This window comes from Alteromonas sp. CI.11.F.A3 (assembly GCF_032925565.1).
Taxonomy (GTDB): Bacteria; Pseudomonadota; Gammaproteobacteria; order Enterobacterales; family Alteromonadaceae; genus Alteromonas.
In genome coordinates this window covers 2,290,363-2,308,553 of record NZ_CP136708.1, presented here as the reverse complement: position 1 = coordinate 2,308,553, position 18,191 = coordinate 2,290,363, and the positions used below count along the sequence as shown (strand labels likewise).

Here is an 18,191-nt window from a genome sequence, read left to right as displayed (position 1 = left end):
TTCTTTTACTCTAAAATTGTTAATATTTTGGAGCTCATTGAAATACTTAAAAAAATCCGACAACCTAAGCAATAGAGTGAAAAAAACGAACTAGTTCTATTGATTTTCCATGGTGTTTTACGATACTTTGAGCATGAAGATTCGCACGGGAAATGTTAGTCTTCTTTGGGATCCATTACCAAACACAATGAGTTCCTGTTAATGAAAGGCCAGCCACTAACTGGCCTTTCCCTCCTCATCCATGAGTTTCTCTCGCTCTTACAATCCATCGTCTGATCACAAGATAGTGAGCTTTGTGTTTGATTGCAACCCAATATCTGGTGGTTAAATATGCATCTATACTGGCATAAATTTTAGGTTAGTAGTGACTAACTTTTTAGAAATTAGGAAGTCTGAAGTACAGTGATTTCAAGTACTATTCGAATAAATGATCGAGGCTTAAAATAATTATCATCAAAGCGGCCTAATTTTTTAAATTATCGATATATGTGCTAATTTTGCATATGGGGAAGCATTAAGCTCACTAATAAATGACACTATTTCTATATCCATTCGGTCGAATACGATAAATGCGAACCGAATGGCTCTTTTTATATGTAACCAAATAGCTCTAGGAATAACGAATATACATCTACCTCAAGATTGACCGTTTTTATCAGCTTTTCTATTTATTGACGAATAAGAACTAAAGAAATGAGGTCAGAATACCTTTACTAACAAAAGCACTCTGACCCACGTTTAACATTAACTAAAACTGGCTCTCATCAACCAGCTCAAGCCAAATAGGGTTGGTATAGGCTTTACGGCCTTCGTTATCCTCTACAACTAACGCTACCCATCCAGAGACTTGTGGTACTTTAAAACTAACGGAATCGTGATCCCCAGTTAGTTTTTTATCTTCAAGCACTACACTGCTCGCGGCACTTTGCTTTTTGGTAGCAGTTGCAGTGCTATCGCTACCAATTAACTGCACAGACTTAAGCCCATTTACCGCCACCAAATCGAAACTGATCGTTTGTGCTTGTGCCTTTGCAAGCTTCAAAGTATCGCCAAACATCACATTTTCGGGGTAAATAACAGGGCCAAAAGATACGTAAGAATGACCGTCTTTTGCTGCTTGTGCGAAGGCTTTAGCTGTCGGTTTACTTCCTGTATAAACGAATAGTCTATTCAATCCACTGGTTTGGTTTAATACGTCGTGGGTGTCTGAACCTGCAGTAAAGTAGTACGGTAATCCTTCACTCCACAACTGGTGCGCCTTGTTAATGGTTGGGGTGTTAGGCACCACTGCATTTAACTCGAATAAATCAATGCTAGGATTAAATCCCCCTGGCGCTGTGCCTTTATCTAAACTGCTTAAATAGCCATAAGGTATGTAGGGGTGATTTGAGGCAATAACAGTAGCACCCATGCGCCGAACATCTTCAATAATACTGTGTATATCATCTACACCAGGATCAACCGTTAATTGCGCCCCACTATTAATAGGAAACGCATTGAAATGCCCCCAAGACGGCGACACTTCAATAGATGGTATAAAGGGTACATTGCGCTTATCGGCCAGTGTTTGAATGGTGTCGTTGTTTTTAGTGGAATCATGATCGCTAACAAACAGCACGTTTAAACCAGCTGCTAACTGAGAACGAACCAAATTTTTCGGATTAGTTGACCCTTCTAACACATCGGCATGATGATGCAGGTCGCCCGCGTACCAACCGTGCTTCGTGGGATAGGTTTTTACATCAATAGCGCTTGCTACGGTTGTTGTTTTATTTGCATCAACACTTGCCGCTATCATGGTACTTTGGGCATTAAAATCCGCACCATGTGAAACGCTTAATTCGTATTCCCCCGGTGCCAAACCAAATACGGCGTTGCCGATATTATCAAGGTCAGTAAAAAAGGTTCGCGCACCCAAATATTCGATAAGTGGTTGGTTACCCTGCTCTATCGTAATTTTTGCATCTATGGGCTGCTGACTTTTTGCATCGGTAATATCAAGGCTTATTTTGCCGGGTGCGCGAAGCGCATCGAATGAAAGTGTTTGGGTCGCATTCTCTTCAACTGTTATCAGGCGCGTTTTACTGTCTGAATGTTGTTTGCCTGTAGCGTACACTTCGTAGTCTCCTACCGGCAGTGTGAATGCCACATTCTTGCCATCACCCATCGCCCACATGTAAGGCACACCATTCTGCGATATGACAATAGCGGCTTGTTCTACGTCTTGCCCTTCCTGAGTACTTATGTGCGCTTGAATTGTCCCGTTTTTTAGCCCTTTACGTTTTATTTCAGCGCTAACAACGGGCGCTAAGTCACCGCGTGGCAACACCTGATAATCACCCGAGAATGTCATCCTTTGTGAAGGGCTAAGTATATGTGCCGCGTATAAATCACGTGATTGATTTTTAGTTTCACGCATATAAGGTGCGTGTAATGCAATGGCCCATTCTTCGTCGTAACCTACAAAACGGTCTGATAACCATTTATTTTCTAATGGTTTATCGATGGTGTGATTTCGAGGAACAGCGAATTTGTATCCGGAATCTGGCCATAATGTGTAGCCCGAAAGCGCTTCTATATCGCTATCACCTTTATTAGTCATGGTGGTTTCAACATGAATAAGGTCTGAACCCTCAGAAAGGCGGTATGTGGTACTTATTTCTGCGTCACCAAAGTCTCTTTTAATGTTAACTACCGCTTCTTCAGCCGTGTCTTTGAGAATATCAATTTTGGTGTAGGTGTTGGGCCAGCTAGACCAGTTATTTGGAATGAAATCGGCAAAAGCAACGCGGTCGTTACTCAAAGTGCCATCAGCTTTCACATTAGCAATATCAACTATACAGCCTCTTGCTACCCCCCACGGCGGCGCTGAGTCTACTGCTATAGCAAATGCCAATTTATCGTTTTGAATGGTTAAATCTTGATTGGAAATAGCATTTCCATGTGGAATTGCTGTTTTGCCTTTTGTGATACTAACCGAGGCATGACTCGCATGAGATACAAGACTACCCGATACCAGTAATGAGATACCCAATAATGCAGGGCTAAGCGTCGAAAACTTCATAGAAACACCTTATGTGGCAATAACAAGTCGCTTTAGTGAATTGAGTAAGTAGAAAAATAATAAATCTGAAGAGCGAAAATATGTGGTAGCAATTGAAAAAAAAGCCGCAACCAGAAATTCTGATTGCGGCTTTATCTATTGTATTACATAGCTCTAATTACGCAGTGCTAATTACATAGCAACGCGAACGTTGAAAGAAGCGATGCGAGGTGCACCAATCCATCCAGCGTTTGCAGCAATAGAACCAAGGTAGTCTTCGTCGAACACATTGTTTACCGTAAAGCTTAGCTCTACGCTATCAATGCCGCCGCCAATATCGTAAGCCGTTTTACCTAGATATAGGTCACTAACAATGTAAGAGTCAGTTTCTTGTGTATTAGCTTGGTCTAAGAAACGCTCACCTACATATTTGGTGCTAAAGCCAGCGTAGAAATCACCTTTAGTATAGTCAAAGCTAACCACAGCCATATCTTCTGGCGAGCCTATTACGGTGTTACCGCTAACGCCTTCGTCAGTGTAAGTTGAATCGTTTTTGGTATAAGAAACATATATGCCTAGTGAATCAGTGATGTTGTAATCAACTGATGCTTCTATACCATCAGATTCAATACCACCGTCATTGATGTAGCCGCCTGCCGCAGATTCTAAGAAATCGATACCATTTACATCTTCGTTGCTAACAAAGGTAATGCGGTTTTCAAATTCAATAGTGTAATACGTTAAGCTAGCATTAAACCCTAGTGTTGAATAACGCAAACCGAAATCGATATTGTCTGCGGTTTCTGGCTCTACCGTACTGATATCAGTATCGTCACGCTCTAATACAGCATCTTTAACCGCTGCAAAGTTCTCTGCGTACCCACCGAAAAGCTCTAAACCGTCAACCGGTAAAGGTGCAACGAAACCAGCTGAAATCAGTACATCAGAATCAGATGATATGTTTAAGTTATTTTCAGGCGTAAATTGGTCTTCTTTAGACACATCAACATTAAATTGCTTTGCCCCTAAACGAAGCTTAGCAAACCCTGCATCAAGTTCGTTTTCAACATAATACATAAGCGTTTCAACCGGGAATTCTCGGTCGTACTGAACCCAATAAGGAGTGTTTTCATAGCGAGAACTCGTTGAAGCATCAATGGTCTTGTGCCAATCGCGGTATTCGTCACGCTGATAATCTTCGTACCAGAAACCACCGCGAACTACGTTGTCCATATCGGCAATAGTTGTATGCCAAACAAAATCACCGTTTACGCCATAACGCTTCTTATTGTAATGTGTGTGGCGATTAGAGCTTACTGCAATAGCACCTTGTTCATAGCAATTTGGATCAACTTCAGCACCGCCACCACCATAAGGTGAACTGATTGAGCTTACACAGCCATCAACCGGTGATAAAGCTTCGCCAGCACTATTTACAAAGTAGATTAAACCTTGTGACGCACCGCCATAAGCTGTAGTAGACGAATCTAATTCAGAGTTTGCATTACCTGCACCGTCGTCGGTTACATCAGCAATATAGTATGGGTTCCACTTACCCGTACCTTCATTTTCGTGATAATAAACGTTAGTGCTAAAATCGATGCTTCCCACTGAGAAATCGGCTTTTAAATAGGTGAAGAAGTTCTCGCGCTCGGTAACCCATCCTCCACGATAAACCTGATCTTGATATGGAATGCCAGACCAACTTTCCGTTAATCCATCCCAATCGGGGTTTTGAGCATACTGCGCTAAACCATAAACACGCTGATAAGTGTATTCTTGTGCATCGTCGTAACTCACATAGCCAGTAAGGTCTACTTCACCTACTGTGCTAATGATTTTACCTTCTAAATGGTCACGGGTATTGGTGATTGACCCATCCATGTAATCATCATTTTGCTGTGTAGATAATGAAAGCCATGCAAACGTATCTGGTGCAATCTCGCCTGTATCATAACGAACATAAATTTTACTGGCGTTGTATTCTGCAAACGTTGTACTTACTGTTAATTGCTCGTCCAACGCAGGCATGATGGTTGTGAAATCCATCGTACCGCCTAGCGCTTCATTCGAACGAGAACTGATATCAGCGGTACCCTGAGAAACTTCCGTACTACGTAAGTTTTCGGTATCAATATATCGGCTGGCTTTCGTACCACCACCGTAGTTCGAGTTACCGTTGGCAATACCATCAACAGTCATACCGATTTGTTGTGAATCTAAGTTCACTTGGAAACCACGGATTGAAATTGTTGTAGACCACTCATCAGAGCCAAATGGGTCGCCTTCAGTAACCAGTACCCCAGGCAAGTTATCGATGAGAGCCAATGCGCTAGTCATCGGGGTCTGTTGTTTTTTCATTTCTGTTGAAATGGCACTGTTTGCGTAAGAAACATTACGTCCAGTCACCAATATTGATTCAACTTCTTTTTCTTTTTCTTCTTCAGCTGCTTGCGCTTCCGCTTCTTGAGCTAACGCATGCATTGATGTTAATGACATCCCTGCAAGTACTGATAAAGCAATGAAACTACGCTTTTTTGGCATATAAGTGTTCATAAAACTCCCGTTAAGTGTGTTTTGTTCTATTAAGTGTTTTAAATGTAAAGTAATGTTTTTGTTCAAGACGTTTACTGCCCTGAATCTATTTTTGTGAAATCAATTTTGTTGTCTTTCGGTGAACTATCGATATTTTTTACTGTTCTTGGCTTACGGTACAGCATGAAAATTGCGCAGCTAAAGAACAGACCAATAACTAGTGCACCAACCCACTGAATCTGTAGGAACTCTAATTTGAAAAGCAGGGTAAGTAACGACAGTATGATTACGTTAAACCCAATGTACTTAAGCTTCCCGAACCGTTTGACAGTCAAATTCAAATTGTCGGTATACAAACGAATAAGCGAATCTAGGGAGTTAATAACGAACACTATCCCCACAAAGGCCATCGCAAAATTTTTCAACCCTGTGGTTGGAATGCCTGCCTCGTGGTACTGATAAATAACGCTAAACCAGACAGCAATCGGTATAGAAGGAAATACCAGCATTGCGCCTAGCACTTGATAGGTTTTCAACCCTCCTACAAAGCGAGAGGTAAATTGCCCAATCATGATGCTCCACGCAAACCACCAAAATAAGTAAAATTCATGGTAATCATTTAGCGGCAATACAAAATGTTCTATGTTTCCAAAATAACTGCCTATTAGTTCCAAATTGTGGGTAAATGCGGCAATTTGGCTATCGCTTCCTAGAAAAGCGCCTGCCCACATAAAGCCAATTAGTGCGATGAACAACCAGGTGGTAGAAATACTCAACAATCGTACGTATTTGATGTCAGTACTTGAGTAAACTGCAAAGCAGATAGCAGCAAATACGATTAAATAGAAAACGGGGATTATTGATTCACCATCCCCTAAAGCAGGTAAATACCATGGCAGATTTGATAAAAGCAAAAACGCGGTGAATGCACAGGTACCAATAATGACAACGTTATTGATAAACTTCACCAGAGGTATTTCGAAAAACTTAACCTTAGGCTCTACTACGCAAAAATAAAAACACGTAAGAAAATAGAAGCCCCAAATAAGGAAGCCCCAATAGCCAAATTCAATGGCGATAGGATTGGTAAAGGCATATTCAGGATTCGCTGTTACGTTTTCATAGCCCCCGAACTCAGTGAGCGGAAACATGATTAAGCCAACATCTAAGCCCGAGGTAAATAGAATGGCGATAAAGGTGAAAAGTCTAACCGGTGTTACACCGATACACTTCACATTTCCCCATTTAGCGAGAATAACCACAATGGCTAGTAGGGTAAAAATGATCCCAGCATTAAGCCATAAGGTCATTACTTGCTCCCCAAAAAAATCGATAATGCTTCATCTTTCTTCCTGTTTTTATATTTCCATACGCACCAAAAATGCCTTTTTGGCACGTGTAAGCGGCTCAGGTTAAATCGTTGAATTGCGCTGAACCGTTTCCCAATTAGTTGATATAGCAACGTTAACCTGTGAATGCGTTACTGCTGGCTTGCCCAATATCAAATCGGCCGCTTTTTCAGCCACCATTATAGTGGGCGCGTTCAAGTTACCGTTTGGTACTGTTGGGAAAATTGAAGAATCCACTACCCGTAGGCTCTCAATACCATGCACTTGCGTATTAGAGTTCACAACTGCCATGGCATCTTCACCCATTTTGCATGAGCACGACGGATGATAGGCGCTTTCTACTGCTTGGCGCACAAATGCATCAATTTCTTCGTCAGTTTGAATATGCTTACCAGGTTGAATTTCATCTTCTCGGTAATCGTCAAACGCACTTTGTTCAATAATTTCACGGGTCAAGCGCACGCAGGCACGAAAGCCTTCAATGTCATCTTGATGCTGCAAGTAATTGAACTGAATTTTGGGTGCGTCGGTAGGGTTAGCCGTTTTAATGGTTACGGCACCGCGGCTTTTAGGCTTGTTGTGACCAACATGCACCTGAAAACCATGACCATCAAAGGCACTGCGCCCATCGTAACGCATAGCGGCTGGTAAGAAGTGATATTGGATATCAGGCCATTCAACACCTGGCTTCGAGCGAATAAACGCACAAGACTCAAAGTGATTGGTAGCCCCTAGCCCCTTGCGAGTAAACATCCAACGCGCACCAATTAAGCCTTTTGAAATCAGCCCTAATTTGCCATTTAGCGTAATAGGCTGTTTGCACTTGTATTGGAAGTAGAACTCTAAATGGTCTTGTAGATTCTGCCCTACCCCCGGCAAGTGATGCTTAACTTCTACGCCAGCGGCTTTAAGGGTGTCGCTGTCGCCAATGCCCGAAAGTTGTAGAAGATGTGGCGAGCCAATAGAGCCTGCACTAAGCACCACTTCTTTATTCGCTTTTGCAGTAATACGTTTACCGTTTACGCTGTACTGCACACCCACAGCTTTTTTGCCATCAAGTAGGACTTTTTCGGCCAACGCACCGGTCACTAATGTTAAGTTTTTGCGGGATTTGACTGGATCTAAATATTCACGACTGGCTGAACTGCGCACGCCGTCTTTCACGGTCATGTGCATAGGCCCAAAGCCTTCTTGCTGAGCAGCGTTATAGTCTGCCGTTTCTGCGTAGCCGGCTTCCTGTCCCGCCTTTATAAAAGCGGTGTATAAAGGATTGGCCATTTCATTGCCATTATTAACCCCTAACGGGCCCTTTCCACCTCGGTATTCATCTTTACCTAAATAGAAAGACTCGGCTTTTTGGAAATAGGGTAAACAAGCTTGGTAGTTCCAGCCTTGTGCGCCGTGTTCTTCCCACTCATCGAAATCTTTTGCATGGCCGCGAACGTATACCATGCCGTTTATAGATGAAGAACCACCCAATACCTTACCTCGAGGGCAATGCATTTTACGGTTATCTAGAAACGGCTCTTCTTCGGTGTGAAACTGCCATGCGTATTTATCGCTATTCATCGGAATCGACAATGCTGTTGGCATTTTAATAAAAATGCTTTTATCACTGCCGCCGGTTTCTAACAAAAGCACGTTGTTGTTCGCGTCTTCTGATAGTCGGTTAGCCAACACACAACCTGCAGAGCCAGCACCCACTATGATGTAATCATATGCTTGCTTACTCATTAAAATGGGCTCTCTATGTCGGTCATGCCTACATAAACTGACTTCGTTTGTGTGTAGTGATCTAGCGTTTCTATCCCGTTTTCACGACCAATACCCGATTGCTTATAGCCGCCAACTGGCATTTCTGCCGGTGAATTACCATAGCTATTTATCCAACAAATACCCGCTTGTAGCTTATGGATAACACGATGTGCGCGTTTAATATCTTTGGTAAATACGCCAGCAGCCAAACCTAAGTGAGTATTGTTAGCACGGTTAATCACATCGGCTTCATCTTCAAACACCAACACGCTCATTACCGGGCCAAAGATTTCCTCTTTAACTATCGTCATGTCATCGGTGCAATCGGTAAAAATGGTAGGAGCCACAAAGTAGCCATTTGGCGCAGACTCAGGGCTTAAGGTTGTACCACCGGTTAACACGGTCGCGCCTTCTTCTACACCTTTGTTGATGTAGCTCATCACTAGGTCTTGATGATTCTTAGAAATAAGCGCGCCTAAATTCACATTCGGATCGAGCGGGTCGCCTGCAATAATATTTTCTTCTGTCCGAGCTTTAAGTTCGTCGATAAACGCTTGGTATACGGATTTGTGTACGTACACTCGTGTACAGTTGGTGCAAACTTCACCTTGGGTATAAAAGTTACCCAGCATAGCAGCGCTGACCGCTTGCGATACGTCGGCGTCTTCAAACACCAACAATGGCGATTTACCGCCAAGTTCCATAGTCACGTCTTTTAACGAACCTGCTGCGCTAGCCACAACCTTTTTGCCTGTACCGACTTCGCCAGTGAAAGACACTTTTTCGATATCAGGGTTTTGGGTTAACCATTGGCCTACTTCTGCTGCACCTTGTACAACGTTAAACACGCCTGCTGGTACGCCCGCTTCGAAGAAAATTTCAGCCAGTTTAATGGCACCTAATGGTGTTTCTTCTGAAGGTTTGAAAATTAATGCGTTGCCAGCCGCTAGTGCAGGGCCTGATTTCCAGCACGCAATTTGTAATGGGTAGTTCCATGCGCCAATACCTGCGCAAATACCAAGTGGCTCTTTTCGTGTGTAGTAGAAGTCTTCGCCTACCATCTGCTGTTGGCCTACTTGCGTAGGAGCCAGGCCAGCAAAGTACTCAATGACATCAGCACCGGTTACAACATCAACACACTCAGCTTCTTGCCAAGGCTTACCGGTATCTAGCACTTCAATTTTAGCCAGATCATCGTTACGTTCGCGTAGTAACGCTACTGCTTTTAATAAAATACGACTGCGTTCAACCGGTGCCATGGCAGACCAAGTAGCAAAGCCTTCTTTTGCACTTGCTATTGCCGCCTGTTGAACAGCTTCATCAGCCACTTCAACGTGATAAATAACATCGTCGGTAGCGGGGTTTTTAACCGCAAATGTTTCGCCGCTTTTATTAGCAATGAACTGGCCATGAATAAAATTTTGATAAACCGGAGTCGTCACATTAAAACCTATTTTGATAACTGTCAGCAGATTAGAACTCGCTAACATTGTTCAAATTTACTTCGTCAGGCGTGCTTACTGCTTTACGCAGGCCTGAGCGCTCGAATAACACACATACCGTTTAATTAACGTCTTGAATCCGTTAATTGTTTTTAAAACGTTTACAGATAGCGTTTTCACCGCAGTCTACAAATACGTTGAAACCCTCATATAACTGCCAATCGAAGCTTTAATCATCGAAACTTTAATTCAAGTAGCGATTCTATTCAGTATTGAAGACTAGAGAAGACATTCAACTCTATCTAAGTAATGTGTATTTTTTATTAATTGATCGTTCAATAAAAATAAATACTAAGGGAATAACACTAATAATTCAACGTTGACAAAGACTGAATTTGTTTAAAATTGATTTGAGCTAAATCTAAGGCGCTTTATTTTATCCGAAACGGAGGGTTTAAAATGTGTACACTTTGCTTTTTTATTAGCCGAATTCTTTCTATTTAGTTTTATTTGTGTACAGCTTTGAGGGGTGGTTGCAACAGTCAGTTAGAATATTCGCTTTTTAGAATTGCTGATTAGATAGAACACGAACAATTTCTTACACTAAGCACTAATCTATGGATCGTTCATAAAACAACCAAAAAAATTTGTGGAAATCAGTGTTTATTGCTTAAGTAGATAGACAGAATTATTTGCCATGAATGGTTTCAAAGTATAATAGCGCCCTATAAGTGCGATATAATTCGTAGTATTGTTCGTAACAAAACCAAATTAGTGCATACTTTCGTAAGAAGCGGTAACACTGTGATGAATAAGGCGAAAATTACCTAAGTGCACAAGATTAAACTCACACAAGATGAAAACCTGTCTTTAAGAGTCGATTATCAGCTACAGCCGAGTGATCATCAGCGTCTTGACCTGTTTTTTTCACTGCCTGATGAAATGGGTATTAGCTCGAAGACCCTCACCGAAGAACAGTATTTTCACCACAGTATTCAAAACCACAGTGCTTATCATTCCGATCAACTCCATGTTCCCTTGGTGCGTAGTCGTTTTATTAGTCAGAAAAAAGGCGAGCAAAGTGATTACCGCTTAAATCTAAACTTGTACTCGTATCAAATCCGTACTGCTCTCGACACCGATGTAAAGCAAACGCTAAAGATTAAAGATAGCAAATCGTTTTACCCACAAGCCATTGTGCTAGCAGAGCAAACCTCAGATCTATTGAAAAAGCTTAGGCGCTACACCCCTTCTGATGAAAAGTTACGGGCGTATTTTGAGAATGCTGATAATTATTTGAGTTGGCAGGTAGAACAGTCGTTTTTAAAGTTGCTGTCCTCTGCCCCGAAAAGTAGCGATTATTCCAGTGAGCGGAAATTTCTTTTCGACTTTTGTAGACGAGAAAATCAGTACCGTGCAGATAATCAATATAACTCGCAGATTACGTTAGACGATCCAAATCGTATAACTAACAAAATGCGACTACTACAGCGTTTAATTGAATACGGCGTAGTATTTCAAAAGAAAACGAAAAGCCTCAACACCTATTTGAACCGGTTAGTTAAGGGTACGGTAACAGCGGTAATTATGGCTGCGGTGATGGTGTTGGTGCTAAACGCACGTACCAACTTTACTGAAGTGACAGTGGCCTTCGTGGGAATTCTTGGTGTTATTTACGGGCTAAGAGAAATCTTTAAAGAAGACATTACTCGGGTAATTTGGCGGCGTATTCAAAAAGGTCTGCCGAAGTGGAAGATTATTTATAGCCACAGTGTAAATAAAAGTAGAATTGCCACCCAAACTATTTGGCTTGAATACATTCGTAATAAAGATTTACCTAAGCAGGTTGATAAGTTGTACCAAACCCGCAGGCAGCAAAATAAACAAGCTGCACAGTTGCTTCACTTTCGTAGTGATACCCGCGTAAATGCGAAAAGCTTCTTACCTGGCTACGACGACATACAGCAACGTATCTATTTTAATCTCACCCCCTTCATACGCTTTCTGAAAAAAGGCGAAGGTAGGCTGTATTCATTAGAGAACAATAAAATAACTAAGCAGGCGGTTGAACGGCGCTATCAAATCAATGTGGTACTAATGCATACCAACAAACAAAAACAGCAGCAAGTTCAGCGATTTAAAATAACCCTAAACCGCTCTACTATTATTAATATTGAAGCGCTGGAAGTACGTGAGAGTGATTAGCCATTGCAATTGCTATCAAGGACTTTTCTGATTAATTAGTACCGCGACTAACAATATGGCTACGGCGATTAAAGCAAACCACCACACCAGTGATATTGCCAGCGGTTCGGGCGTGTTTACTATTTCAACAAAAGAAAGCATCATCAATAGCCACCCACCAATACGCATGCTGTTTTGGACATAACGTTTTCGACTGCGACTAAATTGACGGCCAAACAACGACCCCACTCGCTTGAAATGCTTATTGCTTCCTAATGCGAGCAAACTAATACCGACTATAATTAAAACGGTGACTGCCAGCATTACCGCTTACTCTCTGTATTATTTTGAATCTCATTTGTGCAAGTTTCACTGCTTAATCGAGACAGATAAGAAGGTGTCCTTTTATAATCTAAACGCCCTCTTAACCAATAAGCTAAGGCAATAAACCCAACGCTACATATACCGAACATAAGCATAAAACTCAGGTATATTGTATCTACTGCATTAAATGCATGCATTGTTCTCTCATAAAAGAGCCACACGCTTCCCCCCGCTAACACTAGATAACTTATTGCGGCTGCGCATGCTTGTTCATACCATGCATATTTTATTGGCCTGACAGCAGCGTGAATTGCACTGCATAGCCAGGTAATAAAAAACGTATTAATTTCGAAGCCTGAACGATTAGTTACCTCTGTGGGTATTATTCTGTTAGCTAATAAAAAAGCCGACGTGGCAATCGCGAGCCCCATTATTGCTACCACATTACCTTTTTCCATAATCTGTAGGGATATGGGGAGCTTGCTCGGGTTTTTACCTATCGCTGGAGTAGTACGGATATCAACAGCTTTAAGATAGTTAATACGGCGCTGGTTAGTCCAAATCACTAACCCAGTTGCAATAAGTGCACAACTTAATACACCTAAACTAAATAGTAGCCAGCGCAAACCAATAGTGGCGAAGTTAGCTTGATGTAAACCATACATTATTCGCCTAATCGTGGCGGGCGCACTTTCATCGGCATAACCTTCAAGGGGTGCTGCGGTATAACTCGAATAAACCAAACGCTCAGCGCGATTTGAAACCGATAAGCTTTTAGTACGCTCCACTATAAATCGGCTATTTATTTTGGATGGCGATTCTACGGTAATTCGTCTGATAGCGTTGGGTTCTTGCCATTGGGCTTGCAGATTCGTCACAATAGCGGAATAAGCAATGTCCTGGTTTTCACTTAGTCTATTTATCGCTTGTGCATTACTATCAAGCGGCGGCAACGATGGAATAATGGCTTTATTAACGCCCCGCTCGCCCTTTTCAAAATGCATATTGGCAGAAAACGGCATGTACATAATGGCGTAAATCATAATAGCGCTGATACAAATCATTAAGCAGAAAGGCAGCGTGACGATGCCGATTAATGCATGAAAATCAGTTGTCCACTTTGTTACCTTACCCTTTCTTAGAGTGAAGAAATCTTTGAAAAAACGTCTGTGGGTATATATTCCGGTAAAAAGTGCAAGCAGCATGGCCATAGCAGCAACCCCTGCAATATAACGCCCACCGTAGCCTCTTAGCTGCAAGGTGTAGTGAAAGTTTCTGAAAAACAAGCCACCTTTGGTGTCTGTGGTTGTCTCTATGGGTATGGCATCTTTATTAAAATTTACTAAATGGCGCGTTTTGCCTTCTCTCCACTGAACATACCAATGATGATCTCGCTGTGTGGGTAAATAAACCCGCCATGAAGTGGCATTTGTTGCGTGCGTTTCTAGGTAGTCTATAGACTTCTCAACTTGGTAGCGCTGGCCTTGTGTATAAACTTGGTTTTGTTGCTGTTCATCTATCACGATAGCCTGTCGCTCTGGCATCATCCAGTAGGTTATTTCTGGCGTGAAATAGCTAAGGGTTCCCGTCACAAAAATAGTAAACAGCAACCACCCGGTTATTAAGCCTAAGTATGTGTGAAGCCATATCATCGATTTTCTAAATGTTGTTTTCACAGTACGTCAACCAAGGGTAAAAATAACACTGCCACTGCAATCAATAAGATTAAGAAAATTAACCATTTTGCAATATTGGAAATCGCGAAGCTGGCAATGAAAAAAGCAAAAAATACGATATAGCTCAGCATGCTAGCGGATAACACTGCTACGCCGTCATTTATATATAGTAAGTTTACCAACCCGTAGGTTAAATAAATTGATGAGAGTGCGGATAGCACATAGCCGCCAATAATGGCGGCTATGCTACGCAGTATAATGTCTACGTTTTTAGTCAAACTTTGTATTACCTGTCTTACTGTGAATGCTTTTGTTAAAAGCGGTAAGCTACAGATAACTTGGCATTTCTTTCCTCACCCGGAAGTCCACCAAGGTACATGGCACTGCTGTAGTAATCGGTATTATCAAGGTTTTTGATGTTTAGCTGAATGTCCCAGTCATTTGATACGTAGCTAATAGCTGCATCCCACACGGTATATGAGTCTACGAAGGCATAGTCAATACCGAAAGACGAGGCAGAAATAGTACGCTCATCTTCATAAGACACCCCTACGCTGAATTTTACTGGTGCAGGCAATGCACTAAACACATGACTATAGGTTAACCATGCACTCGCGGTTTTTTCCGCTATACCTTTGGTTTGCTCTTCGTCTGTACTGCTTGCAAAATCACCAGGCTCAGTGACAGGTTCTTGGTACGTTGCATTAGTATTTAATGCCCATTGTTCATTAATATCGAAGTTAATATCAATTTCAACACCGGTAGTACGCTCTTGTTCATCGTAATAAAACTCAGGAACATCAATGTTATATGCCGGATCGTCAATGTTATCTTCATACAGTGGGTTAGTGTATTGCAGGTTGGTTCTTGCGGTATCAAACACTACGATTGAACCAAGCAACTGCTCAGACAAAGCAGTAAAACGCAGTCCTAAATCCCATGAAATCGATTCTGAATCAGGTCGGTTATTTTCTTCACTCAACGACCCCAATACACTGTATGCAGTTCTACCCTTTGAATGGTTGATAAAGGTAGAGACATTGGGGGTTACTTTATAGGTTAAGCCTACATTATAAGTAAAACCATCATCATCAGCATCGTACTCAGGGTTGCCGTCGCTGAATTGGTTCAAGTAGGTTTGTTTAACTGCTCCGTAAGCTCCACCAAAACGCCCCGTAAAGTATTCGTTGAAGTACAATACTTCTTGGAAACTCACGCCCCAGCTTGATACTTCTTTTTCATACTTGCTGCGTAAAGATGGGTTGTAATCATCGAATGTGCCAGTAGGCCAATTTGGATTACGAATATCTAAAATGTATGGCACTGCATCACTTCGCGTATCATCAGCGTCCCAGATAGACCACTGTGCATATGACATTTCATGATCTTCATAGTTCGCGCTAAATAAGTGTTCACCCTCAACACCGCCAGCTGACCATGTATTCGTTACATCAATAAAGTATTGCCACACTTCTTCATCGGCAACAATATTTCGGTACTCCTGCCTGCGAGCAGCAAACGGATACAGAACATCATCAATAACCAATGGTGCACGAGGCGCTAAGTTAATGATGTCTGTACGCTCTGTATAAACATAGTTGTATGCACTGGTTTGACGAATATAATCTGTTTCATAGGTGCGATATTGAAGTTGTTGTGTCAGTGTCCAATTATCAGCGAAGTTCAGATCTTGACGCACCTTAACACGGAACTCTTTGCCTTCATTAGGTTCTGACAACGGTGAAATAAGGCTAGTATCGCCTAAATCATATGGCTGAACACCATCAGTAGATGTTAACGATGCTGCTAGCTCGGCTATTTGATCATCGGTTAGTTGTAAACCACCGCTGTTGGTATCATCATTAACTAGATCTTGCGCAGTAATGCTGCCCGCATCTGCGTCTAATAACGTTAAGTCGATAAGGCGGACAGGATGACCGATAGAATCAATTTGAATAGCATCATCAATATACGCCGCCGAAACTAAAAACCTGTTATCAGCAGAATGGTCATATCGTAACGAAGTATACAACTCACTACGTTCATCGCTAAGACCACGGTAACCGTCAGATTGTTCATGATTAGCTACAACTCGATAGGCTAACGAGTCATTTATCGCGTTCGTTGCGTCAAACATTAATGAGTAACTGTCCCAGCTACCTACCGATGCTTTTATCTCATATTGCTCTTCAAATTCTGGCTTTTTCTCAATAAGGTTGATAATACCGCCAGCTTCACCCATTCCATAAAGACCCGTTGCCGGCCCCTTTAACACTTCAATACTTTCTACATTAGTCATTGAACGAGTTGGGTTATAGCTATTCCCTAAATCAGCACCCGCATAAATTCCATCGTAGGTATAATTCACACCTAAACCACGTATGGCAAGGTTATCACCTACCCCATAATTGTTACCGTCTTGGGTCAAGCCACTAATATTACGAATGCTTTCCTGCAGCGTGTCAACGCCTTGCTCTCGTAATAATGTTCCATCAACCACAACTACAGCAGCAGGAGTTTCCATGAGGCTCATGTTTGACTTCGTTGCCGTACCCGATTCAAGAATTAATCTGTTGTGACGACCGTAAACGGTAATAACATCTAAATTTTCATCTTGAACTTTTTGTTCTTTTTGTGTTTCTTTGCTAGCTTGAGCAAGTGGTATTGCATCTTCCGACTGCACTGCTTGTGCTGAAATTGCAGTGGTATAAAAAAGAGAGAAAATCGCAGTCGCTGCGCCAACTTTAGAAGTGTGTGTGAAGTTTATGTGCATTATGTGTCCGATGTTTAGTTGCAAATGATAACCAATCTCATTATCAGCCGCGCATGGTAATTAAACACCTTTTTTATTTCAACTATATTTACATAAAATCCTTATTTGATGCTTTATTCATCTAACGGCCACTCTTCTTTACTTATCATGTTGTTATCAAGAAGTACGTTTCTTATTTGATTGATTTTCACTTTCAGTTCATCGCGAATGAGCCGTATAGCTGGGGTAATAAGCTGCCTGCTAGGCAATACCAGCCACATTTCCGTAAGGGGTATGTGATAAACTGGCATGATCCGCTGAAGTCGCCCAGCAATTAAATCTTCTGCAATATCGATAACAGATTTTTTCGCTACTCCCACGCCGTCCACACACCATCGGCGAACAATATCGCCGTCATTCACTGCGCGGTTGCTTTTCACTTTCACTTTGAATTTCTCTTTACCTTCCCCTTTATAAAGATCCCAACCGTCGTGGGTTAGCTCGTATAATTTGTAAAGCAATGCATTATGATTGGCTAATTCTTCAGGAGTGGTAGGCTCGCCATGGTTTTCTATATAACTGGGAGATGCGCAGATAAAGTGTGGAATATTACAAATTTTGAACCCATACATATTAAGTTCCTGCACTGCGCTTTTCGTCATGGCTCTTAAAGCAACATCTACCCCGTCGCGATAGAAGTCGACTCGGCTGTCACTTACCTGCAACCTTAGCGACAAGTCTTCATGCTCATTCATAATATCGTTCAGCAAAACCCGCATTAGATTACGGCCCATCTCGGAAGACATGGCCATTTTCACTTCGCCATTAATGTCTTGCTGCTTTTCACTGATACGCATAACACCTTGTTGCAACAAATCTACCGCTTGCTGACATAAGGGCAGAAAACGCTCCCCTTCCGGGGATAACCGAATTTTGCGGGTGGTTCGCACAAATAGCTGAGTGCCTAACTGTTGCTCTAGGCGCTTTAGCGCAACGCTTGCGGCAGAAGAACTAATGTCTAGTTGATTAGCCGCAGCAGTAATTGAATGCAATTCTGCCACCTTGAGCAATACTTGCAGGTCTTCTGTCTTCATAACATCTTCTTTTTCAATTGCTAGCGCGTGAGTTAAT

11 protein-coding genes are annotated in these 18,191 nt (G+C 42.0%); 1 reads left to right on the top strand and 10 read right to left on the bottom strand.

Annotated features, from left to right (window positions below):
• Nucleotides 1-748: 748 nt before the first annotated feature.
• From R1T43_RS09905 to betB, 5 genes are all read right to left on the bottom strand, one after another.
• The gene (locus R1T43_RS09905; RefSeq protein WP_317355549.1) at nt 749-3,064 is read right to left on the bottom strand and encodes a CehA/McbA family metallohydrolase; all 2,316 of its coding nucleotides are present in this window, start codon (nt 3,062-3,064) and stop codon (nt 749-751) included.
• A gap of 171 nt (nt 3,065-3,235) precedes the next feature.
• Nucleotides 3,236-5,599 (bottom strand): TonB-dependent receptor, encoded by a 2,364-nt coding sequence (locus tag R1T43_RS09900; protein WP_317355547.1) that lies wholly within the window; start codon nt 5,597-5,599, stop codon nt 3,236-3,238.
• 71 nt (nt 5,600-5,670) lie between these two features.
• On the bottom strand, nt 5,671-6,888 hold the full coding sequence (locus R1T43_RS09895) for a BCCT family transporter (RefSeq protein WP_317355543.1): 1,218 nt from the start codon (nt 6,886-6,888) through the stop codon (nt 5,671-5,673).
• A 102-nt stretch (nt 6,889-6,990) separates the two neighbouring features.
• The gene (gene betA, locus R1T43_RS09890) at nt 6,991-8,661 is read right to left on the bottom strand and encodes a choline dehydrogenase (RefSeq protein WP_317355541.1); all 1,671 of its coding nucleotides are present in this window, start codon (nt 8,659-8,661) and stop codon (nt 6,991-6,993) included.
• On the bottom strand, nt 8,661-10,124 hold the full coding sequence (gene betB / locus R1T43_RS09885; RefSeq protein WP_317355539.1) for a betaine-aldehyde dehydrogenase: 1,464 nt from the start codon (nt 10,122-10,124) through the stop codon (nt 8,661-8,663). Before betB ends, betA begins: the two co-directional genes overlap by 1 nt.
• Nucleotides 10,125-10,955: 831 nt before the next feature.
• Between betB and R1T43_RS09880 the strand changes: the two genes are divergently transcribed.
• Nucleotides 10,956-12,329: a hypothetical protein gene (locus R1T43_RS09880; protein WP_317355537.1), complete on the top strand. Its 1,374-nt coding sequence runs from the start codon at nt 10,956-10,958 to the stop codon at nt 12,327-12,329.
• A 15-nt stretch (nt 12,330-12,344) separates the two neighbouring features.
• Here the strand turns inward: R1T43_RS09880 and R1T43_RS09875 are convergent, their stop codons facing one another.
• From R1T43_RS09875 to R1T43_RS09855, 5 genes are all read right to left on the bottom strand, one after another.
• The gene (locus tag R1T43_RS09875) at nt 12,345-12,632 is read right to left on the bottom strand and encodes a DUF3325 family protein (RefSeq protein ID WP_317355534.1); all 288 of its coding nucleotides are present in this window, start codon (nt 12,630-12,632) and stop codon (nt 12,345-12,347) included.
• Complete coding sequence (locus R1T43_RS09870; protein ID WP_317355531.1) at nt 12,632-14,308, bottom strand: PepSY-associated TM helix domain-containing protein; 1,677 nt, start codon at nt 14,306-14,308, stop codon at nt 12,632-12,634. Before R1T43_RS09870 ends, R1T43_RS09875 begins: the two co-directional genes overlap by 1 nt.
• Nucleotides 14,305-14,586 carry a hypothetical protein gene (locus R1T43_RS09865; RefSeq protein ID WP_211071017.1) on the bottom strand — a complete coding sequence of 94 codons (282 nt, stop codon included), beginning with the start codon at nt 14,584-14,586 and terminating at the stop codon, nt 14,305-14,307. The genes R1T43_RS09870 and R1T43_RS09865 overlap by 4 nt, the downstream gene beginning before the upstream one ends.
• A gap of 35 nt (nt 14,587-14,621) precedes the next feature.
• Complete coding sequence (locus R1T43_RS09860) at nt 14,622-17,081, bottom strand: TonB-dependent receptor (RefSeq protein ID WP_317355526.1); 2,460 nt, start codon at nt 17,079-17,081, stop codon at nt 14,622-14,624.
• 113 nt (nt 17,082-17,194) lie between these two features.
• A complete protein-coding gene (locus tag R1T43_RS09855; protein WP_317355524.1) occupies nt 17,195-18,154 on the bottom strand; it encodes a LysR family transcriptional regulator in 960 nt (319 codons plus the stop codon).
• Between the last annotated feature and the right edge of the window lie 37 nt (nt 18,155-18,191).

Bases quoted from the DNA above. Each gene is read 5' to 3' on its own strand.
- betA (WP_317355541.1), bottom strand. From the start codon at position 8,661: ATGAGTAAGCAAGCATATGATTACATCATAGTGGGTGCTGGCTCTGCA.
- R1T43_RS09900 (WP_317355547.1), bottom strand. From the start codon at position 5,599: ATGAACACTTATATGCCAAAAAAGCGTAGTTTCATTGCTTTATCAGTA.
- R1T43_RS09905 (WP_317355549.1), bottom strand. From the start codon at position 3,064: ATGAAGTTTTCGACGCTTAGCCCTGCATTATTGGGTATCTCATTACTG.
- R1T43_RS09895 (WP_317355543.1), bottom strand. From the start codon at position 6,888: ATGACCTTATGGCTTAATGCTGGGATCATTTTTACCCTACTAGCCATT.
- R1T43_RS09855 (WP_317355524.1), bottom strand. From the start codon at position 18,154: ATGAAGACAGAAGACCTGCAAGTATTGCTCAAGGTGGCAGAATTGCAT.
- R1T43_RS09860 (WP_317355526.1), bottom strand. From the start codon at position 17,081: ATGCACATAAACTTCACACACACTTCTAAAGTTGGCGCAGCGACTGCG.
- R1T43_RS09875 (WP_317355534.1), bottom strand. From the start codon at position 12,632: ATGCTGGCAGTCACCGTTTTAATTATAGTCGGTATTAGTTTGCTCGCA.